Annotated in this window: 17 protein-coding genes and 2 pseudogenes; 6 read left to right on the top strand and 13 right to left on the bottom strand. The window is 73.1% G+C overall.

What is annotated here, in order from left to right:
• Positions 1 to 93: 93 nt before the first annotated feature.
• Positions 94 to 1,488 (top strand): polyprenol phosphomannose-dependent alpha 1,6 mannosyltransferase MptB, encoded by a 1,395-nt coding sequence (mptB, locus tag MQE23_RS03475; RefSeq protein WP_243378198.1) that lies wholly within the window; start codon positions 94 to 96, stop codon positions 1,486 to 1,488.
• Entirely contained in the window at positions 1,485 to 2,870 is a 1,386-nt protein-coding gene (locus MQE23_RS43615; RefSeq protein WP_347710122.1) for a glycosyltransferase 87 family protein, read from the top strand. The genes mptB and MQE23_RS43615 overlap by 4 nt, the downstream gene beginning before the upstream one ends.
• 11 nt (positions 2,871 to 2,881) lie before the next feature.
• Here the strand turns inward: MQE23_RS43615 and MQE23_RS03465 are convergent.
• Positions 2,882 to 3,694 (bottom strand): annotated as a pseudogene (locus tag MQE23_RS03465) (serine hydrolase); the annotation flags it as partial.
• Positions 3,695 to 4,020: 326 nt separating this feature from the next.
• Here MQE23_RS03465 and MQE23_RS03460 point away from each other — a divergent pair.
• The gene (locus MQE23_RS03460; RefSeq protein ID WP_020274827.1) at positions 4,021 to 5,028 is read left to right on the top strand and encodes a helix-turn-helix domain-containing protein; all 1,008 of its coding nucleotides are present in this window, start codon (positions 4,021 to 4,023) and stop codon (positions 5,026 to 5,028) included.
• 9 nt (positions 5,029 to 5,037) lie between these two features.
• Here MQE23_RS03460 and rho read toward each other — a convergent pair whose 3' ends face one another.
• From rho to MQE23_RS03445, 3 genes are all read right to left on the bottom strand, one after another.
• On the bottom strand, positions 5,038 to 6,180 hold the full coding sequence (gene rho / locus MQE23_RS03455) for a transcription termination factor Rho (protein ID WP_037671241.1): 1,143 nt from the start codon (positions 6,178 to 6,180) through the stop codon (positions 5,038 to 5,040).
• Positions 6,181 to 6,426: 246 nt separating this feature from the next.
• A complete protein-coding gene (locus MQE23_RS03450; protein ID WP_037671243.1) occupies positions 6,427 to 7,254 on the bottom strand; it encodes a class I SAM-dependent methyltransferase in 828 nt (275 codons plus the stop codon).
• Between the two features lie 69 nt (positions 7,255 to 7,323).
• Positions 7,324 to 7,560: an iron-sulfur cluster assembly protein gene (locus MQE23_RS03445; protein ID WP_020274830.1), complete on the bottom strand. Its 237-nt coding sequence runs from the start codon at positions 7,558 to 7,560 to the stop codon at positions 7,324 to 7,326.
• A gap of 9 nt (positions 7,561 to 7,569) precedes the next feature.
• On the opposite strand from MQE23_RS03445, the pseudogene MQE23_RS03440 reads away from it, so the two are divergent.
• A pseudogene (locus MQE23_RS03440) lies at positions 7,570 to 7,760 on the top strand (PadR family transcriptional regulator); the annotation flags it as partial.
• Between the two features lie 95 nt (positions 7,761 to 7,855).
• Positions 7,856 to 8,581 (top strand): class I SAM-dependent methyltransferase, encoded by a 726-nt coding sequence (locus tag MQE23_RS03435; RefSeq protein WP_020274832.1) that lies wholly within the window; start codon positions 7,856 to 7,858, stop codon positions 8,579 to 8,581.
• Here the strand turns inward: MQE23_RS03435 and MQE23_RS03430 are convergent, their stop codons facing one another.
• The 8 genes from MQE23_RS03430 to MQE23_RS03395 form a co-directional block, all read right to left on the bottom strand.
• Entirely contained in the window at positions 8,582 to 9,403 is an 822-nt protein-coding gene (locus MQE23_RS03430; RefSeq protein WP_020274833.1) for an alpha/beta hydrolase, read from the bottom strand.
• A 141-nt stretch (positions 9,404 to 9,544) separates the two neighbouring features.
• Entirely contained in the window at positions 9,545 to 10,306 is a 762-nt protein-coding gene (locus MQE23_RS03425) for a GntR family transcriptional regulator (RefSeq protein ID WP_243378196.1), read from the bottom strand.
• Between the two features lie 130 nt (positions 10,307 to 10,436).
• The gene (locus MQE23_RS03420) at positions 10,437 to 11,603 is read right to left on the bottom strand and encodes a serine hydrolase domain-containing protein (RefSeq protein WP_243378194.1); all 1,167 of its coding nucleotides are present in this window, start codon (positions 11,601 to 11,603) and stop codon (positions 10,437 to 10,439) included.
• Positions 11,604 to 11,737: 134 nt separating this feature from the next.
• Entirely contained in the window at positions 11,738 to 12,706 is a 969-nt protein-coding gene (locus tag MQE23_RS03415; RefSeq protein WP_020273414.1) for an acetylxylan esterase, read from the bottom strand.
• Between the two features lie 142 nt (positions 12,707 to 12,848).
• Positions 12,849 to 13,433, bottom strand: coding sequence for a hypothetical protein (locus MQE23_RS03410; protein WP_243378193.1), 585 nt, complete (start codon positions 13,431 to 13,433; stop codon positions 12,849 to 12,851).
• A gap of 297 nt (positions 13,434 to 13,730) precedes the next feature.
• Positions 13,731 to 14,486 carry a ferredoxin reductase gene (locus tag MQE23_RS03405; RefSeq protein ID WP_037669956.1) on the bottom strand — a complete coding sequence of 252 codons (756 nt, stop codon included), beginning with the start codon at positions 14,484 to 14,486 and terminating at the stop codon, positions 13,731 to 13,733.
• Positions 14,479 to 15,084, bottom strand: coding sequence for a sulfite oxidase-like oxidoreductase (locus tag MQE23_RS03400; RefSeq protein WP_020273411.1), 606 nt, complete (start codon positions 15,082 to 15,084; stop codon positions 14,479 to 14,481). Before MQE23_RS03400 ends, MQE23_RS03405 begins: the two co-directional genes overlap by 8 nt.
• An 87-nt stretch (positions 15,085 to 15,171) precedes the next feature.
• The gene (locus tag MQE23_RS03395) at positions 15,172 to 15,636 is read right to left on the bottom strand and encodes a MarR family transcriptional regulator (RefSeq protein ID WP_020273410.1); all 465 of its coding nucleotides are present in this window, start codon (positions 15,634 to 15,636) and stop codon (positions 15,172 to 15,174) included.
• 291 nt (positions 15,637 to 15,927) lie between these two features.
• Here MQE23_RS03395 and MQE23_RS03390 point away from each other — a divergent pair, with 291 nt between their 5' ends.
• Positions 15,928 to 16,722 carry a putative protein N(5)-glutamine methyltransferase gene (locus MQE23_RS03390; protein ID WP_020273409.1) on the top strand — a complete coding sequence of 265 codons (795 nt, stop codon included), beginning with the start codon at positions 15,928 to 15,930 and terminating at the stop codon, positions 16,720 to 16,722.
• 33 nt (positions 16,723 to 16,755) lie between these two features.
• Here the strand turns inward: MQE23_RS03390 and MQE23_RS03385 are convergent, their stop codons facing one another.
• Positions 16,756 to 18,834, bottom strand: a complete 2,079-nt coding sequence (locus tag MQE23_RS03385) for a SpoIIE family protein phosphatase (RefSeq protein WP_243378191.1) — start codon at positions 18,832 to 18,834, stop codon at positions 16,756 to 16,758.
• Positions 18,835 to 19,041: the final 207 nt, after the last annotated feature.

Raw genomic sequence — 19,041 nt, 5'->3', positions numbered from 1 at the left:
TGATCACCGGCCGGTCATACTCCCGCTCCCCGCCAGAGGGCTGCACGTCGCCGCGAGGCCACCCCACGTTGACACGCTGCCCGAGTGTTGGCCATGGCTTTCCCCGTCGATCTCCGCCGCTGCCAGATACTCGGTCTGGCCGGTACCGCCTTCCTCGCGGCAGGCGGTGAGACGGCCGGAGCCCTGCCCGTACGGGACCTCCTCCACCCGGCCTCCGCGCGCGCCGCCCTCGGCCTGGTGGCGGTGTACTTCGGACTCGTCCTGCTGATCGCGGCCTGGGCACTGCTGGGCCGGCTGGTCCGAGGACCGAGACCCCCCGAGCCCCGCGCCCTGCTGCTCGTCCTCGCGGTCTGGGCCGCCCCGCTGCTGGTCGCCCCGCCGCTGTTCAGCCGGGACGTGTACAGCTACCTCGCCCAAGGGGCGATGGTCGATGCGCACATGGACGTCTACGCGCACGGGCCGTCGCAGCTCGGCGGCCCGCTCGCCGGCGAGGTCGCCCCGCTCTGGCGGCACACCGGAGCCCCGTACGGCCCGGTGTTCCTCGCCGTCGCGGCGGCCCTGTCGGCGCTGACGCGCGGGGAACTGCCCGCCGGGCTGTTCGGAATGCGGCTCGTCGCACTCGCCGGCGTGGCCCTGATGGCCGCCGCGCTGCCCCGCCTCGCACGCCACAGCGGGGCCGACCCGTCCGCCGCTCTGTGGCTGGGCGCCCTCAACCCGCTCGTCCTGCTGCACCTGGTCGCGGGGGCGCACAACGACGCCGTCATGCTGGGCCTGCTCGGCGTCGGCCTGGTGGCGGCGCTCGGCCGGTGGCCGATCCTCGGGGCCGTCCTCGTCACGCTCGCCGCGCTGGTCAAGGCGCCCGCCGCGCTCGGTCTTGCCGCCGTCGTCGTCCTCCAGGTCCGTGCGGGCCGCAGTACGGCGAAGGCCTTCGTCACGACCGCCGTGGCGGCCGCGGGGACGACCGTCGCGGCCACGGCCGCGGCGGGCACCGGATACGGCTGGATCGCCGCCCTGAACACCCCCGTCTCGCCCCAGAACTGGGCCCTGACCACCCTGCTCGGCCGCGCCACGCGCGCCCTGCTGGAACACCTCGGCAGCGATCTCGCGCCCCTGGCGATCCCCGCCTGGCACACCCTGGGTGTCGTCTCGGCCGGGGTCGCGATCGTCCTGATATGGCTCCGGCTGCGCCCGCGACCGCTGTACGCGCTGGGCCTGAGCCTGGCGGCGGTGGCCGTGCTCGGCCCGGCGATCCGCCCCTGGTACGCCTTGTGGGGCCTGTTCCTCATCGCCGCCGCCGCGCCCAGCACCTCCGTACGCCACCGCATGGCGGCCGTGACCGGTGTGCTGGCGCTCTGCGTCCTGCCCGGCGGCGGCCCGGCCGACACCGGGCAACTCGTGCTGGCCGTCTCCGGCGGCGCGCTCGCGGTCGTCGTGCTGTGGCAGGCCCACCAGGCCGAGCTGGCACCGGCGCTGGGACGCACGGCATGACTCCGGCCCCGCCGCGCACCGACCGCGGACGACTGTTGCTCGTGCTCGCCCTCGTCACGGTGGTGACGGTCTTCACCGCGACCGTGCCCCTGCTGCGCGACTGGTTCGACCTGCGCGTCTACCACGGAACCATCGACAGCTGGGTCCACCACGGCGGCCGGATCTACGACTACCGGGTCCCCGGCACGGTGTACGGCTTCACCTACCCTCCGTTCGCCGCCGTCGTCATGCTGCCGATGGCCCTGCTGGACCTCCACACCGCGATCGCGGCCGCCCTGCTGCTCAACCTGGCGGCCCTGGCCCTGATCCTGCGGCTGCTCGCCGGCCCGGCCTGGCGGCGCCACGGCTGGTACGGCTGGGCCCTGACCGCCTGCGTCCTCGCCCTGTTCGAACCACTCCGCGACACCTTCAGCTTCGGCCAGGTGAACCTGCTGCTGCTGGCTCTCGTGCTCACCGACGCGGCGTTGCTCGCCAACGGACGCACACGCTGGGCGGGCATCGGCATCGGGCTGGCGGCCGCGATCAAGCTCACGCCGGCGTTGTTCATCGGCCTGCTGCTGGTGGCCAGGCGGTGGCGCGCGGCGGCGGTCGCCACGGCCGTCGCCCTCGGTGCCACGGCCCTCGCGGCGTCGGCGGACCCCGACGCCTCACGCTTCTACTGGACCGAGGCACTGTGGGACACCAACCGGGTCGGCCGCCTCGGCTATGTCTCGAACCAGTCGGTGCAGGGCATCCTGGCCCGCCTGGGCGAACCCGACCGGGCGGTGTGGGCGGCGGTCGTTGTGCTGCTCCTCGGCGTGTGGGCGCTGCGGGCCCGCCGGGCCGTCGCCGCGGGAGACTGGATGGCGGCGTTCGCCCTGACCGGCCTCGCCGCCTGTCTCGTCAGCCCGATCACCTGGGTGCACCACCTCGTGTGGCTGCTGCCGTCCTTCGCCGTGCTGATCCGTACCGGCCGTGCCCGGATCGCGGGCACCCTGTACGCGGTGCTGTGCACCAGCGTGGTGTGGCTGTGGTTCGACGACGCGTCCGGCGTGGACGGGTTCCTGGGCAGCAACACCTACGCCTGGATCACCCTGGGCCTGCTGCTGTGGCTGCCGGCCGGTCAGCAGCCTCCGGACCGGCGGACCGGCAGCCGCAGCACCAGTACGACTGCCGCCGCGCCCAGTCCGGCGGCACCCGCGATCAGCCCCGCTTCCGTCCAGCCGGACCCGGCCTCCTTCGGCACGGCGGACGCGACGGCGGGCGGAGTCGCCGCGTCCGGTCGGGCGGCGGCCCTGGACACGTCGAGGGAACCCACCGGTTCGACCCGGCTGCCCGCCTCGAAGCCCCAGTCGAGCAGTGAGCGGGCTTCCTCGTACACCGCGGAGCCGCCGCCTTCCTGAGGGTTCATCACCGTCACGACGAGGGTGCGCCCGCCGCGCCGCGCCGCCGCGACGAGCGTGCTGCCCGCCTTGCTGGTGTAGCCGTTCTTGATGCCGATCAGTCCCCGGTACGGCTTCACACCGGGGGCGCCGCTCAGCAGCCGGTTGGTGTTGCGGATCGGGTACGACCAGCCTCCGCCGCCCGGGAACCTGGCCTCGACGGTGGCGCAGTACCGCGCGAAGTCGGGGTTGCGCAGCCCGACCCGTCCGAAGACCGCCAGGTCGAACGCCGACGACACCTGGCCCGGCGCGTCGTAGCCGTCCGGGGAGACCACGTGCGTGTCGTGGGCGCCCAGGGCGCGGGCCTTGGCCTGCATGCGCTGAGCCGTGGCCCGCCAGCCGCCGTTGAGCTCGGCCAGGACGTGCACGGCGTCGTTGCCGGAGTTGAGGAAGACGCCCCGCCACAGGTCGGCGACCCGGTAGGTACGCCCCTCGGTGACCCCGACGATGCTGCTGCCGGCCCCGATGCCCCGGAGCTCCTCCTCACGGACCGTGTGCCGGATTCCGGCCGGCAGCGTGGGCAGCACGGTGAGGGCGAACAGGGTCTTCAGAGTGCTGGCCGGGGGCAGTCTTCGGTGCGCGTTGTGGGCGGCGAGCACCTCGCCGGTGCGGGCGTCGGCCACCAGCCAGGACAGCGCCGAGGTCTCCGGGAGGCGCGGCGCACCGGCGCGCGGGCGGACCTGGGTGCCGGGGCGGTGCAGCAGCGAGGGGTGCCCGGCCGCCGCCCTCGGCCCGGCAGGCGGACTGGGTTCCGCCCTGCCGGAACCGGCCGCCGCGGCGGGCATCAGGGCCAGCAGCCCTGCCGCACAGAGCACACAGGTCGACGCCGCCACCCGGGATGAGAATCCGTTGATCATATGATCAACGTAGAAACGGATGTCCTCCGCACCGCGACGACCGGGCCGGACATCACGCGCGAGCACCCGGATGCCGCACGCACGGCCGACCGGTGGTGAGCGTGACGCCCGCGCAGGCGGAGATGAACGTGCGCGCCTCGTCCGTCAAACCCGCGTTTATCGCGCCTTGATGTCCGCAACTTACGATCGCCCGGCCAGGCCGAACCAAGTTTGTGGCATGAAAGCGCAAAGGCTGAGCAAAGGGGGACGACGGCATGCTTCGCATCCACTTCAGCGACGGGGACCTGGCGCGCACCAGGGTCGCCGCCGCGCCCGATCCGGTGTCGGAGATCGCCGCGAGTCTGCACCGGTTGCAGTCCCGCAAAGGCCGGTGGGCCTACGTCGGGTGGTACCGCACGGCGCGGCAGCAGCTGCGGGACAAGGGGCTGGAGCGGGTCCTGCGGAGCGTTCTGTTACCCCTGTATCCGAGAGCTGCGTACTTCCCGGACTTCCTGACCCCCGCCGGCGCGGTGGGCGACTTCGACACGGGCATGGAAGCGATCGTGGCCACTCCTCCACAACGCGTCCTGGCGGAGCTGGCCGTCCTCGACCGGACGGTGGGCGCCCCCGCATGGGCCGGACAGCTGACCGGGCTGCAAGCGCGCAAGGAGTTGGTGGGCATGCTGCGCGCGTACCACGCCGCGGTCGTCGCCCCGTACGAGGAACAGGCACAGGCCCGGATCGAGGCGGAGCGGGTGGCCCGCTGCCGTGGGCTCCTGGACGGCGGGGTCGAGGGGATGCTCTCCGGACTCGGGCCCATGCTGCGCTGGCGCCCTCCCGTCCTGGAGGTCAGCTATCCCAAGCAGACCGCCGACCGGGATCTGCACCTGGACGGCCGTGGACTCACGCTCGTCCCCTCGTACTTCAACTGGGGCGAGCCGGTCGCCTTCGCCGATCCGCAACTGCCGCCGGTGCTCTGGTACTCGCTGCTCCACGAGCCGAGCTCGCCGGGCGCCCCGTACGGCTCCGACGCCTCCGAGAGGCCCTTGACCACTCTCCTCGGTCGCGCTCGCGCGGTGGCGCTGCGCGCCGCCGCCACCGGCGCCACGACCGCCGAGATGGCCCGTGCCGCCGGCGTCTCGGCGTCCTCGGCCAGCCGGCATGCCACCGCGCTGCGGGACGCGGGGCTCATCACCACCGTCCGGCACGGCCCGGCCGTACTGCACACGCTCACGCCCGCGGGGGCGTCCCTGCTCCGGGCCGGCACGGGCGGGCCAGGCTGACGCGACAGCTCACTCCGAGGGCAGTGTCGGCTGGATGCGCCGAAGGAACGTCGCGTTGTCCGGGGTTTCGCGCATGCGTTCCAGGAGGGTCTCCAGGGCGCCCTGCCCGTCCCGGTTCTGCAGCACGCGCCGCAGGCCGTGCACGGCCGCCAACTCGGCCGGTGGCAGCAGGAGTTCCTCGCGGCGGGTGCCGGAGGGGATGATGTCGACGGCCGGGAACACGCGCCGGGACGCCGGTTCGCGGCTCAACCGGAGCTCCATGTTGCCCGTGCTCTTCAGCTCCTCGAAGTAGAAGTCGTCGGCCCGGGAACCGGTCTCCACCAGCGCCGTCGCGAGGATCGTGAGGGAACCGCCCTCCTCGGCCGACCGGGCGGCGCCGAAGAACCGCTTGGGGCCGGTCAGCGCGGATGCGTCCACGCCCCCGGTGAGGATGCGGCCCCCGGAGGCGGCCGCGTTGTTGTGCGCCCGGCACAGCCGGGTGAGGGAGTCGAGGAGGATCACGACGTCCTCGCCGGCCTCGACGAGCCGCTTGGCCCGTTCGATCACGAGCTCGGCGAGCGCGATGTGCTGCTTGGCGCTCCGGTCGAAGGTCGAGGCGTACACCTCGCCCCGCACGCCGCGCTGCATGTCGGTGACCTCCTCGGGCCGCTCGTCGAGCAGCAGCATCATCAGCCGGCACTCGGGATGGTTGCCGGTGACGGCGGCCGCGAGCTGCTGGAGGAGGACCGTCTTGCCGGTCTTGGGCGGGGCCACGAGAAGCCCGCGCTGACCCTTGCCGACCGGTGCGATCAGGTCGACGACCCGGCCGGCCAGTCCGGCGGCCGGGTGTTCGAGACGCAGGCGCTCATGAGGATGCAGGGGCGTCAGGTCCCGGAAGTGCCGGCGGCCGCGCAGTTCCGCGGTCGTACGGCCATCGATCCGTGCGACGTCGGTGAGACCGCGCCGGTCGCCCAGGGTGCCCTCGACGAGGTCGCCCTTGCGCAGGCCGTGACGGCGGATCAGGGCGGGGGAGACCGCGGGGTCGGTGGGTGCGGGCAGGCAGTTCTCATCGCGCAGATGCCCCTTCCCGCCGGCGTCGATGTCGAGGACACCGAAAACCGTCCGGGACTCGGAATGCTGCTGGACGGGCGGGGTGTCGAGTGTGGTGGTCATGGTGATGTGTCCTTTCACGGACGGCAGGCACGGGACATGCGAAGGGAAGGGGAGAGAGCCGCGAGGGGAGGGCCTGGAGCAGGCCTCCGGCGGCGGGAACAGCGCCTCGGATACGACAGAGCACGTCGAGGTGCCGGAAATGACGGAGAGAAAGGAAGAACTGCACCGGCGCCCACAGATAGGGGCGTGCACGAGTGCTGTTTGCAGACTACCACCCGACGGGGCGCCGGGGGAGAGGGATGCGCGTCAGCGGGTGGCCAGCAGCCCGTACAACAGGGGGATCCGCGGCTCGGGCAGCCGCCACCAGCCGGACTCCGTACGGACCATCTGCGGCCAGCGCGGCCAGGGAAGTTCGTCGCTCTCCCGCAGCCGCCGGACGGCCAGTCCCGCATCCGTCAACGCGTTGACGACCTCGCCCATTCCGTGCATCCACTCGTAGCTGTCCGTGGCGCCCTCGACGGCCGGGCCGTCCGTGTAGGTGTGGGTCGCGTCCCGGTGCACGGGACCGCCGCCGCCCAGGTAGTCGTGGCGCAGGAGCAGCTCGGGACCCTCGCCCGGAGCCGGTTTCGGGCCGAGGGAGTTGAGCAGGGGATGGAACTCGACGACGTACAACCGGCCGCCGGGACGCAGGAGCCGGCCGACGACCTCCGCCCACCGGTCCAGGTCCGGCAGGTAACACAGGGCGCCCTTGCCGGTGTAGACGACGTCGAACCGCCGCCCGCCGAGGGCCTCGTCGGCGTCGTAGACGTTCGCGCGGACGTACGTCACGTCCGCACCGGCCTTCGCGGCGATGCCGGTCGCCGCCGCCACGGACGCCTCGGAGAAGTCGAGGCCGACGGCCCGGGCGCCGCGCCGTGCGAAGGCGATCGTCTCCGTGCCGAGGTGACACTGGAGGTGCAGCACGTCACGACCGGCCAGCTCGCCGAGGTCCTCCCACTCCCAGGACGCGAACCAGCGCTCGGGGTCGGGGTCCTGGTCGAGGCCGTAGAACCGGCTGGCGAGATGGACGGGCGTGCGGGCGTCCCAGTTCGCCTGGTTGGCCCGCATCAGCCGGTCGTGATCGACGGACGTCATGAGGACATCCAACCGCCGGCGGGCCGCGAGCGGCGGCAGAACGCGGGAAACAGCCCCCGGACGTGTCGCTCACATCGAGCGCGCCCGTGCCTCCTCGGCGATCCGCTCGAACTGCGCGCCCATGGCCGCCGCCAGCGCCTGCGCCGCCGACAACGGGCGCACCATCACGGTCACACGGCCGTTCACGTCGTTGATCTCGCGCACGCAGCGGAAGTCCTCGACCGGGCTGGTGAAGACGACGTCCGGAGCCAGCAGCGCCTCGGCGGCGTCGAGGTCGAGTGCCTCGACCGCCTCACGGAAATGCACGCATCGAACGACCTGCGCGCCTTCGCCGGCGCCCCGCCCCGCCGGCCCACCGCCATCCGCGACGAACTCCTCATCAAGATCCAGGCCATGGACGGCGCGGACCCCGAGGCCACCCGCGCGCTGGTCGAGGAACGCGAGGCCTGGGCCCGGGGGCAGCGGCCAGTCTCGCCCGCTACGAGCGCGTCCGCGAACGCCTCCTGGCTCACGATCCTCGAGCGGCGAGCTCCCCTGGGCCGAGCCGACCGCTGAGCCGATGAGTCTGAGCCGATGAGTCCGGGCCGATTAGTCTGGGTCGATGTTCAGCCCCGAAGGACCCAGCCTGCGTGAGCTCGCCGTCCAGGCGCTGTCGTCCGTCGAACGCGGCTACGATCTCCTCGCGCCGAAGTTCGACCACACCCCCTTCCGGACGCCCGACGCGGTCCTCGGCGCCGTCGAGTCGGCCTTGCGGCGGACGGGACCCTTCGACGCCGGGCTCGACCTGTGCTGCGGCACCGGCGCGGGTGTCGGTGTGCTGGCAGGGGTGTGCCGGGAGCGGGTCGTCGGGGTCGACTTCAGTGCGGGCATGCTCGACGTGGCCCGGGAACGGGTCCGGCCGGCCGGACCGCCGGTCTCCTTCGTCCGTGCGGATGCCCGTGCCCTGCCCTTCGGGCCCGCCTTCGACCTGGTGGTGAGTTTCGGGGCCTTCGGGCACTTCCTGCCCCGCGAGCTGCCCGGACTGTTCGCGCAGGTCCGCTCCGTCCTGCGGCCGGGCGGCTGCTTCGCGTTTCCACTGGTCGCCCCGCCCCGCCCGGGCTCGCTCGGCTACTGGACGCTGCTCGGCTTCGACACGGTGATGCGGGTGCGCAACGCGCTGTGGCGGCCTCCGTTCGTCATGTACTACCGCGCGTTCCGCTTCGGGGAGGTACGGCGTGAACTCGCCCGGGCCGGCTTCCGGGTGGACCTCCACGCGCTGCCGGAGTTCGGGCGGCGACAGGACGGCAGCCCACGGGTGCGCCTGGTCGTCGCCCGGACTCCGGGCTAGTCAGTCGCGCAGGAAGTTCAGCAGATCGTCGTTGAACGCCTGCTCGTAGTCGCCCACCAGGCCGTGCGGGGCGCCCGGGTACACCTTCAGCGTCGCGTCCTTGACGAGCTGGGCGGTCCGCTGGGCCGAGGCGCCGATCGGCACGATCTGGTCGTCGTCGCCGTGCGCCACCAGCGTCGGTACGTCGATCCGCCCCAGGTCCTCCGTGAAGTCGGTCTCCGAGAACTGCGCGACGCAGTCGTAGGCGCCCTTCAGCCCGGCCTGCATGCTCCACATCCAGAACGCCCGCCGCACGCCCTCCGACACGGCGGCCCCGGGCCGGTTGAAGCCGTAGAAGCTCTCGCTCAGCTCCCAGTAGAACTGCGAGCGGTCCGCCGCCACGGCCGCGCGGATCCCGTCGAAGGCGTCCTTCGGGGTGCCCTCCGGATTGGCCTCCGTCCGCAGCATCAGCGGCGGCACCGCGCCCAGCAGCACGGCCTTGGCGACCCGCCCGGTCCCGTGCCGCCCGATGTAACGGGCCACCTCTCCGCCGCCGGTCGAATGGCCCACCAGGACCGCGTCGGTGAGGTTCAGCGCCTCGATCAGCTCGGCCAGGTCGTCGGCGTACCGGTCCATGTGGTTGCCCTGCCACGGTTGCCCCGAGCGGCCGTGCCCGCGGCGGTCGTGCGCGATCGCCCGGAACCCGTGCTCGGCGACCAGCCGCGCCTGTCCGTCCCAGGCGTCAGCGTTGAGGGGCCAGCCGTGGCTGAACACCACGGGCTGCCCCTCGCCCCAGTCCTTGTAGTAGATCTCGGTTCCGTCGGACGTGGTGAACGTGCTCATGAGGCATCCTCTCGGTGGAGTGTGGTCTCGGGCTTCCTGTCGATGATCTCCGCGCTCCCCGGTTCGCGCCGCCGGTGCCGGTAGGAGAAGGGACTCCCGCGGGGGCGTACCCGGCCCGGGTCCTCAGCGGCCCCGGCCGCGTCACGCGCCGCTCGGCGCCGGCGTCCGGCCCGGCAGAGTGAACTCGTAGACCAGGGCGTCCTGTTGGTCGTCCACCACCAGGTCGGTGATCTCCAGTGGGCGCGCGTACTGATCGTGCACCCGGCGCGTGACCCGTACCGACGGTGTGCCCGCCAGGCGGGTGATGGCGTCGCGATGGTGCAGTGTCAGACCGGCCCGGCGCATCCAGTCGTAGGCCCGCCGCAGATGCGCGGTGGCGGTGCCGTCGGCGCGGTCGCGGTACCGGGCCAGCTCCTCCACCTCCGCGAGCGCCACGGCGGAGAAGGACGTCACGGCATGACGCAGCCGGCGTCCGGCGGCCGTCGCGCACCGGTAGCGGTGGATCAGGGTCGGCCGGCCCGGGGCCAGTCCCAGGGCCTCCGCATGGTCCGGCGGGGGTGGCTCCCAGGTCACGGTGGCGCGGGCGACCGTGCCCGGGGTCGCGGCCCGGGCCCCGACCGGGAAGGTGAGCGAGGCCGGGCTCTCGACCGGCGGGCCGGGCAGGGTGGCGTGGCTGCCGCGCCGGTCGGTGGCGACGAGACCGTCGCGGCGCAGCAGTTCCAGCGCCTGCCGTACGGTTTCCCGGCTGACCCCGAAGTGCCCGGCCAGCCGCCGCTCGCCCGGCAGTCGTTCGCCGGGCGGCACGGTGCCGTCGCGCAGTTCGCCGAGCAGCTCCATGGCGAGCCGCCGGTACAGGGGCTCTCCGTCGGCCGTCGGGTGGTCGTGCGGGGTGGTGCGGGCCATGCCGCGCCTCCTGTTGGTGACGTTCGGTAGCCGCTTGGGCTCGGTGCGCCACCAGGTCTAGCATTGGTCTAAACCAGCGGGGAAGGGTGGCCGGACGGTTCGGCCGAAACCGGCCCGCCCGCACCCGCTGTCACAGAGCGCTGTAGAGGGCGTCGACCAGGGCCATCTTGCGCGGGTCGTTCGCGATGTGAGGCCCCATACGGTTCATCACATACCCCATCGACACGTGCGCCTCCGGGTCGGCGAGCCCGCAGGAGCCGCCGAAGCCGTCATGACCGAAAGCACGCGGGTTGGGTCCGTAGGAGCCGTTGGATCCGCTGAGCCACAGACCGAGCCCCGCCTCGGTCTCGCCCTCGAACCCGGCCCCGAGCACCAGATCCCGGCAGCTGCCCTGTCCCTCGCGCACCCGCTCGGCGGCATCGGGGGACAGGATGCGCTTGCCCCCGTACGAACCCCGCCCCGCGAAGACGCCGTACAGCTCGGCGACCGCACGCGCGGTGCCGTGCCCGTTCGCCGCCGGAATCTCTGCGGCCCGCCAGCCGGGCTTGAGGGTTCCGGCGGCGGACACCGCGGGGTTGGTCACCGCGGCGATCGCCGCGGGCGCCAACTGGGCGAAGACGGCGGCCTGTTCACTGCTCGCCGCGACCGGCGGCTGGTCCAGCTCCGCCGCCCGTCCGTAGTCCTTCTCCGGCAGGCCGATGCGGAAGTCGATGCCGAGCGGCCCGGTGACCTCCCGCTCCAGGAAGGCCCCCGGCATCAGCCCCGACACCCGCCGGACGACCTCGCCGACCAGATGGCCGTAGGTCAGGGCGTGATAGCCGGACGTGGTTCCCGGTTCCCACCAGGGCTGCGTCGCCGCGAGCCGCTGGGTGGTCAGCTCCCAGTCGCAGAGCTGCTCCAGCGAGTGCGGTTCGCGCAGCCCGGCCAGTCCGGCGCGGTGGGACAGCAGGTGCCGTACGAGGACCTTCTCCTTGCCGGCCGCGGCGAACTCCGGCCAGTACGCGGCCACCGGCGCGTCGAGATCCAGCAGCCCCCGGTCGGCCAGGATGTGCGCGCACAGTGCCACCGGTCCCTTGGTCGTGGACCACACGTTGACCAGCGTGTCCTGTTCCCACGGCCGGGTGTGTGCGGCGTCGGCCCAGCCGCCCCACAGGTCCACCACCACCTCGCCGCCGACGGTGACGGCCACCGCGGCACCCAGCTCGCCCCGCTCCCGGAAGTTCTCCTCGAACGTCCTGCGTACCGCCGTGAAACGCGCGTCGCAATGACCGCGCACCTGTGCCTCGTTCCCTGACATGGGCCCCTCCACCACCTCGCCGGGCCCGGGCCGCCGAGGTGCGGCCCGGGCGCGAAGAACGTACCGACTGGTCGGACTTGGTGGAAGCCTGCCGCCGCCGAAACGGCCGGATCAGTCGCCCGTCGGCGGCGGGGTCAGATGTACGAGCGCATCCAGCGCAGCTTGGCCTCCTCCTGGAAGGGGCCGCCGCCCTCGTGGTCGTTGAAGTCGTACACCTCGATCGTCTTGTCCTCGTGGCTCCAGGCGTTGAAGGCCGCGAAGACGGTCGAGGGCGGGCAGGTCTGGTCTTCGAGGGCGGCCGAGAAGAGCGCGGGGGCCCGGCCGCGGGCGGCGAAGTGGACGCCGTCGAAGTAGGAGAGCGTGCGCAGGGCCTGTTCGGTACGGCCGCGGTGCGTCTTGAGGTACAGGCCGATCTCCCGGTACGGGTGGCGGTCCGTGACGGTCGCCGCACGCGGGTAGTCGCACAGGAACGGCACGTCCGGCGCTATGCCCGCCAGGTCCGGGACCAGGCCGCCCACCGCGATCGTGATGCCGCCGCCCTGGCTGCCCCCGACGGCGACCGTGCGCGTCGGGTCGGTGAGCGGGTGCGAGCGGGCCGCCTCCACGGCACGCACGGCGTCCGTGAACACCCGGCGGTAGTAGTAGTTCTCCGGCGCGTCGATACCGCGCGTCATGAAACCCGGGAACGCGGGCGCGCCGCCCACCGGGTCCGCCGTGCCGCCGCCCCCTCCCCAGGCGCTGCCCTGCCCGCGGGTGTCCATCACGAAGTGCGCCCGGCCCGTGGACGCCCACAGCAGATGCTCGTGCGGCAGCCCGCGTCCTCCGCCGTAGCCGATGAACTCCACGACCAGCGGCAGCGGTCCGTCGGCTCCCGCCGGCAGCGTCAGCCAGCCCTTGACCGGATGGCCGCCGAACCCGGCGAACGTCACGTCGAACACCTGCACAGTGGACAGCCCCGTGTCAACCGGTTCGAAGCGGGCGTCCAGGTCGTGCTCGCGCGCCTCCTGGAGTGTCTTGGACCAGAACGCGTCGAAGTCCTCGGGCTCGGTGGACGCGCTGCGGTACTCGCGGAGTTCGTCGAGAGGAAGGTCGAACAGGGCCATGTAGGACCGCCTTGGGTGAGGAACGGCTGCGGAGACAGTGCGGATGATCACATTACGTGTGTGATCGGAGGGCCCGCCAGGTCTTTTGCCGTGCCCCGGTCACCTGCCGTGCGTCGGCTTCACCTGCCGTGCAGCGGCCGCGTCAGGCGCCGCGATGCGTCCACTCCGGTTCCGTACGGGCCCACTCCCGCTCCCACTCGGCCAGCCGACGGCGCAGCGCGACCCGGCGCACGACGGAGTGGCCGAGGAGCACCACGAGCACCACACCGCCCGCGGCGCACGTGCCCATGGTGAGGGTGTGCTGCCAGACCGCCGTGCCGTCCACCGGCGGGGCCACACTCCGCCCCCGGGAGTCGAACCACACGTCCACGACCTCACCCGGCCGCGCGTCCCCGGGGACCCGTGCCGTCGCGGTGCGCGCGCCCTCGCCGGGCTCCGTCCAGCGCACGGTGGCCCGGTACGCGCGCTGCCCGTCGGCCTGCACAGACGGCAGCGAGTCGCTCCGCCTGCCGACGACCTCGGCACGGACGCGGTGACGCTCGGCCTGTTGTTCCGCCGAGACCGACCGCGCCTCGCCATGGGCCCACCAGGCGGCGGCCGCCCCCGCCAGTGGCGCGCCCACCAGTATCAGGACGGCGACCACCAGCACCGTCCACGCCTCGACGACGTCCGACCGGCGCCGCAGCGGACTGTGCCGCCAACGCCAGCCGAGCACCCGGGTTCGCATGTCGACCTCCTCGCCGTCACCGCGGCCGGAGGGCCGGACCGGCCGTGCGGTGGCGGCGCCGCCGCTCCCTCCACGTCACGTCACGCGTGCGAGTGCCCACACGGGTCGGGTACCCCCTCCGACACACCTCGATCGCTCGGCACGGCCCGGGTCGCCGCGTGCCGGAGCCCTTCGGCCGGAGTGCCCGGGCCGACCGCGGTGAAACACCGGGGCGCGCCCTGTGGTGAGCCGCACACCACCCCTGTGACGCCACCAGGAAAGGGGCCGCTGACACCGGGGAAGGAGCCGCCGTCCAGGTCAGCCGAACCGCTCGATCCGGATGCGGTCCACCGGCTGACCCGCCGTCACGAGCAGCCGGGAGGCGTGCTCGGCGAAGGAGTTGGAGCCGCACACATAGGCCTCCCACCCACCGGAAGGCTGCTCGGCCAGGAGCGGCGCCACATGTGCGGCAGCCATACGTCCCACCGCCACACCCTCCGGCGCGCTCCGCGTGAACACGGGCGTCGTCTCGGCGCCGAACTCGCGGGCGTAGACGAGCTCTTCGGGACTGCGCGCGGACACCAGCAGCCGCAGCGGCACGGTCAGGTTGCGCGCCCGGTGGTGCCGGACCATCGACATCAGCGGTACGACGCCGGAGCCGGCGCCGACCAGCAGCGCGGGCCGGTCGCCCGGCCAGGCGAAGAAACCGCTGACCGGGCCGCGCACTTCGACCTGGTCACCCGGCCGGGCGACGGTGTGGAACCAGCCCGAGACCTCGCCGCCCTCGACATGATCCAGGGTCAGCTCGATGTGCCCGGAGTCGTCCGGCGCGGACGCGATCGAGTAGTGGCGCTGGGCCACATAGCCGTCCTCGGCGGTCAGCCGCACCATCAGGTGCTGGCCGGGAAGGTGTCCCGGCCAGCCGGGCACGGCGAGCCGGAAGGTGGCGGCACGAGCGGTCTCGCGGCGGATCCCGGTCAGCGTGGCGGTCTGCCACACGGAGGCGGCCTGCTCGCTCACGGCGATGCGCCCGGGCACGGCGAACCGCGTGGGAGGCACGAACGTCTCAGTCACCGGAGTACCTCTGCTCCTCCCAGGGGTTGCCCCGCTCGTGATAGCCGTTCCGCTCCCAGAAACCCGGCTCGTCGTGGTCGAGGATCCGCAGGCCCGCTATCCACTTGGCGCTCTTCCAGAAGTACAGGTGCGGCACCAGCAGCCGCGCCGGGCCGCCGTGTTCCGGGGCGAGCGGCCTGCCGTCGTACTCCCATGCGATCCAGGCGCGCCCGCCGGTCAGGTCGGCGAGCGGGAGGTTCGTGGTGTAACCGGTGTGCGAGTAGGCGACGGCATGGGTCGCCGACCCATGGGGCCGGACCACATCCAAGAACGCGTCCAGGGACACCCCCGCGAACCGGACTCCGAACTTCGACCAGCTCGTCACACAGTGGATGGCGCCCTCGTACGCCGACGGCGGCAGCCGGTGCGCCTCCTCCCAGTCCCAGGTGCGGGGCTCGGCCACCAGACCGTCGATACGGAACGTCCAGTCGGCTGGTGCGAGGTCGGGAGTGACCTCGGCGGACAGCACGGGCCAGTCGTCGCCCGCGTCGTACTGGCCGGGCGGCAGACCGGGGTCGGCCACGCGTGGGCGCCCGGTGAAGCCTCGGGTGATGTGCATGCGGTGTGCCTCCGGGCCGGGCCGACGGTGCCCCGCCGAACCGGCATGCTCAATGATTGCGTATTCAACCGTACGTGCGGCGCCCACCTAGTCGGGCGTGCGTGCGGTGGGCCCCTGGTCGTGCCGGCCGGGAGCAGGGCCCGCGTTGTAGCGCACGAGGTAGTCGGCGAATCGCGCCAGGTCCTCGGCCGGCCAGTCCGCCAGCCGCTCCCGGAAGGCCGCCCGGCGGCTCTCGGTGACCTGGGCCAGGATGCGCCGCCCGGCCTCCGTAAGATGCAGCACCAGGACGCGCTGGTCCTCCGCGTCGGGGCGGCGTTCGATCAGACCGGCGCGTTCCAGCGCGGCCACCTGGCGACTGACGGTGGACTTGTCCAGGGCGTAGTGGGCGGCCAGGTCCGTGGCACGGCACCCGCCGCTCTCCTCCAGGTGCCCGAGCAGTGTGTACGACACCAGCGACAGCTCCGGGTGCATCCGCCCCGCCGCGGCACGGGCACGGCGGGCGAAGACCGTCATCTCCCGCTGGATCCTCTCCACGTCGTCGGCAGGCTTCATCGGACCTCCCTCACCAAGGCGCCCTCCGGCCTTCTATGGTTGCATAACCCAACCACCCGCCCGTCGTCTGCCGGCGGGCGGGCGGGGGGCGGACGAGGTGCCGTACCGGTCGGCCGGGCCGTCGGGTAGTGTTGCCGTCCGGCTCGGGACGGACCCAGCCGTCGGAAACCGAGGAGGTGAGACCCATTACCGCTGTGTCAGCCCGGGTGCTCTCTCCTCGACGTCGCGCGGATCGTCGGCCGTAGGCGACCGCCGGAGCGCCCTTCGAATCTCGAAAGGCTCCTGGCTTCCATGCCCTCCGTCTCTCCCGTTCCACCGTCCTCCCGTGACTCCTTCGTCGCCGCCCTGCGCACCGCGGGCTGCGTGTTCGCCGAGGACGAGGCCGAGTTGATCCTCGCCACCGCCCGCACCCCGGCCGAGGCCGCCGCCATGGTCGAACGCCGCGTCGCGGGCCTGCCCCTCGAACTCGTCGTCGGCTGGGCCGAGTTCCTGGGCCTGCGCATCACCGTCGACCCGGGCGTCTTCGTGCCGCGCCGCCGCACCGAGTTCCTGGTCGAACAGGCCCTGGCCCGGGCGCCCGGCGCCGACGTAGTCGTTGACCTGTGCTGCGGCTCGGGCGCCGTCGGCGCGGCGCTGGCCGCCGGACTCGGCAGCGTCGAACTGCACGCCGCCGACATCGACCCCGCCGCGGTGCGCTGCGCCCGTGGCAACGTCGCCGCCGCCGGCGGTCACGTCCACCAAGGGGACCTTTTCGAGGCGCTGCCCGGCGACCTGCGGGGCCGCGTCGGCATCCTCGCGGCCAACGTGCCCTACGTACCGAGCGACGAGATCGGCCTGCTGCCGCCGGAGGCCCGCGCCCACGAGCCGCTGGTCGCGCTCGACGGCGGCGCGGACGGACTCGACGTCCTGCGCCGGGTCGCGGCCGAGGCGCCCCACTGGCTCGCGCCCGGCGGCTGCGTCCTGGTGGAGACGAGCCGCCACCAGGCACCGACCGCCCTCGACGCCTTCGAACGCAACGGCCTGACGGCACACCTGGCCGTCTCGGAGGAGCTGTACGCCCATGTGGTGATCGGCGTCGCACCGTAACGACCGAGCGCGCAGCCGAACGCCGGGGGCCCCTCAGCCCGGCGGTGTCGCCCGCGCGATGAGCAGTGCCACGTCGTCGAAGTTGTCCGGCTCGTGCAGGGTGCGCAGCAGCAGGTCGCAGACCTCCTCCAGCGGGCGGTCGGGCCCGTCGAGCAGGGACAGCAGCGTGTCGAGCCGGTCGTCGAGCGAGTCGCGCCGGGTCTCGACGAGACCGTCGGTGTAGAACACCAGCCGGTCGCCCGGCTCCAGGTCGACGGTCGTCGTGGAGAAGGCGACACCGCCCACGCCGAGCGGTACCCCGGTCGGCAGGTCGAGCAGCTCGGGAGGCCGCCCGGCCCGGACGCGCACCGGCGGCAGATGCCCGGCGTTGGCGATCCGGCACTGCCGCAGATGCGGGTCGTGGACGGCGTAGACACAGGTGGCGATGGCCTGTTCCAGCCCAGCGGTGATCTTGTCGAGGTGTTCCAGGAGCAGGGCGGGATCGAGGTCGAGGGAGGCCAGCGTGTTGGTCGCCGTGCGCAGCCGCCCCATGGTCGCCGCCGCGGGGATGCCACTGCCCATCACATCGCCCACGACGAGCGCGGTCTTGCCGCCCTCCAGGTCGATCACGTCGAACCAGTCGCCACCCACCTCGCTCGTGGCCCCGGCCGGCTGGTAGCGGGAGGCCACCTCCAGCCCGCCCGTCACGGGCGGATGGCTGGGCAGCAGGCTGCGCTGCAGAGTGAGCGCGGTGTCGCGGGCGCTCTGGTACCAGCGGGCGTTGTCGATCTGCACCGCGGCCCGCGCCGCCAGCTCGCGGGCCAGCAGCAGGTCGTCCTCGCTGAACGGCAGCGGATTGCGGGTGCGCTTGAGGTCCAGGGCGCCCAGCACCTCGCCGCGCGCGATCAGCGGCACCGCCAGATACGAGTGCACCCCGGCCCGGCCCAGCAGCCCGGCCGCCTCCGGGGACCGGGCGATGCGGGCCAGGTCCTCGTCCCCGACGTGCGGCAGCATCACGGGACTGGCCGTGCGCACGCACTGGGTGACGAGCCGGTCGGGCGCGTACCGGGCCACCTGCCCGGGCGGGTCGGCCGCCTCCAGCGCCTCGGCGGAGTCGTAGCCCTGGACCGCCAGCGCGCGGATCACCGCCGCCTCGGCCGGGTCGAGGCTGGTACGCCGGCCCTGCACCACCGCGTCCAGCAGGTCGACGGCCGCGATGTCGGCGAGTTCCGGCACGGCCACGTCGGCGAGCTCACGGGCCGTGCGGTCCAGGTCGAGCGTGGTGCCGATGCGGCCGGAGGCATCGGCGATCATGGCCAGACGGCGCCGCGCGGCCTCGGCCTCGATGCCCGCGCGGTACTGCTCGGTGACGTCGACGATCGAGACGGCCACGCCCAGCACGGTCCCGAAGGCGTTCTCCAGCCGGTACAGCGAGATCGACCAGGCGTGGTCCCGGTCCGGGTCGGCCGGGGTGCGGCCGATCGTGGACTGGTCGACGACCGGCTGCCCGGTGTCCAGCACCCGGTGCGCCGCGGACTCCAGCGCGTCGACGTCCATCCGCGGCACCACCTCACGGACGCTGCGGCCCAGGTGCTCCTCGGCAGGCACGCCGTTGAGCTCCTCCAGCGCCGGGTTGACCGAGACGTAGCGCAGGTCGGTGTCCAGCACGGCCAGCCCGATCGGGGACTGGGCGATCATCCGCGTCGACAGCGCCACCTCGCGCTCCAGCCGGTGCACGGTCGACTGGTCGGCGCACAGACCGAGCGCGTAGACATCCCCCTGATCGTCCAGCAGTCGCATGTTGCGGAACTCCACGAGCCGCGTGGTGCCGTCCTTGCGGCGGACGGGAAAGGCCCCCGCCCAGCTCTGCCCGGTGCCCATGACGTCCGCGAACAGCTTGACCACGAGCTCGAGGTGCTGCTCGTGGACCATGATCCGGGCGGCGTACTGCCCCAGCGCCTCCCGCGCCTCGTATCCGAACAGCTCCTCGGCCTGCGGGCTCCACAGCACGATGCGGCCCTCGGCGTCCAGGACCACCGAGGCCAGGCGCAGGACATCGAGCAGCCCGCTCGGCCGCACCGGCGCGCGCGCCGGCTCGTCGCCCTCGGCCATGGGAGACCCGGCTGCACTCATCCCGCGCCCCGCCTTCGCCGATCTCGCGGCCCGCCGTCACGGTGCCGACACCCCATGTTCTACCGCGCGGAGCCGTCGATCCGAGGCCCCTTCCGTCACCTTCCACCATCTCCCAACACGGAGTCGCCCGCTCCGTAAACCCGTCAGCACGGCTGGGGCACCGCCGGTAGTGCTCGGCAGAAGGTGGTGCTTTGCTGGGGTAGGGGC

Source organism: Streptomyces sp. HP-A2021 (assembly GCF_022807935.1).
GTDB lineage: Bacteria > Actinomycetota > Actinomycetes > Streptomycetales > Streptomycetaceae > Streptomyces > Streptomyces afghaniensis.
The sequence above is the reverse complement of the archived record's forward strand: the minus strand, read 5'-3'. Positions and strand labels throughout refer to the sequence as shown.

What these genes read in the sequence shown, in the direction of transcription:
- MQE23_RS03415 (WP_020273414.1), bottom strand. Translation starts at nt 12,706, where the DNA reads ATGGCCCTGTTCGACCTTCCTCTCGACGAACTCCGCGAGTACCGCAGC.
- MQE23_RS03400 (WP_020273411.1), bottom strand. Translation starts at nt 15,084, where the DNA reads ATGCACATCACCCGAGGCTTCACCGGGCGCCCACGCGTGGCCGACCCC.
- MQE23_RS03430 (WP_020274833.1), bottom strand. Translation starts at nt 9,403, where the DNA reads ATGAGCACGTTCACCACGTCCGACGGAACCGAGATCTACTACAAGGAC.
- rho (WP_037671241.1), bottom strand. Translation starts at nt 6,180, where the DNA reads ATGACCACCACACTCGACACCCCGCCCGTCCAGCAGCATTCCGAGTCC.
- MQE23_RS03425 (WP_243378196.1), bottom strand. Translation starts at nt 10,306, where the DNA reads ATGGCCCGCACCACCCCGCACGACCACCCGACGGCCGACGGAGAGCCC.
- MQE23_RS03395 (WP_020273410.1), bottom strand. Translation starts at nt 15,636, where the DNA reads ATGAAGCCTGCCGACGACGTGGAGAGGATCCAGCGGGAGATGACGGTC.
- MQE23_RS03390 (WP_020273409.1), top strand. Translation starts at nt 15,928, where the DNA reads ATGCCCTCCGTCTCTCCCGTTCCACCGTCCTCCCGTGACTCCTTCGTC.
- MQE23_RS43615 (WP_347710122.1), top strand. Translation starts at nt 1,485, where the DNA reads ATGACTCCGGCCCCGCCGCGCACCGACCGCGGACGACTGTTGCTCGTG.
- MQE23_RS03460 (WP_020274827.1), top strand. Translation starts at nt 4,021, where the DNA reads ATGCTTCGCATCCACTTCAGCGACGGGGACCTGGCGCGCACCAGGGTC.
- MQE23_RS03450 (WP_037671243.1), bottom strand. Translation starts at nt 7,254, where the DNA reads ATGACGTCCGTCGATCACGACCGGCTGATGCGGGCCAACCAGGCGAAC.
- MQE23_RS03435 (WP_020274832.1), top strand. Translation starts at nt 7,856, where the DNA reads ATGTTCAGCCCCGAAGGACCCAGCCTGCGTGAGCTCGCCGTCCAGGCG.
- MQE23_RS03420 (WP_243378194.1), bottom strand. Translation starts at nt 11,603, where the DNA reads ATGTCAGGGAACGAGGCACAGGTGCGCGGTCATTGCGACGCGCGTTTC.
- MQE23_RS03410 (WP_243378193.1), bottom strand. Translation starts at nt 13,433, where the DNA reads ATGCGAACCCGGGTGCTCGGCTGGCGTTGGCGGCACAGTCCGCTGCGG.
- mptB (WP_243378198.1), top strand. Translation starts at nt 94, where the DNA reads ATGGCTTTCCCCGTCGATCTCCGCCGCTGCCAGATACTCGGTCTGGCC.
- MQE23_RS03385 (WP_243378191.1), bottom strand. Translation starts at nt 18,834, where the DNA reads ATGAGTGCAGCCGGGTCTCCCATGGCCGAGGGCGACGAGCCGGCGCGC.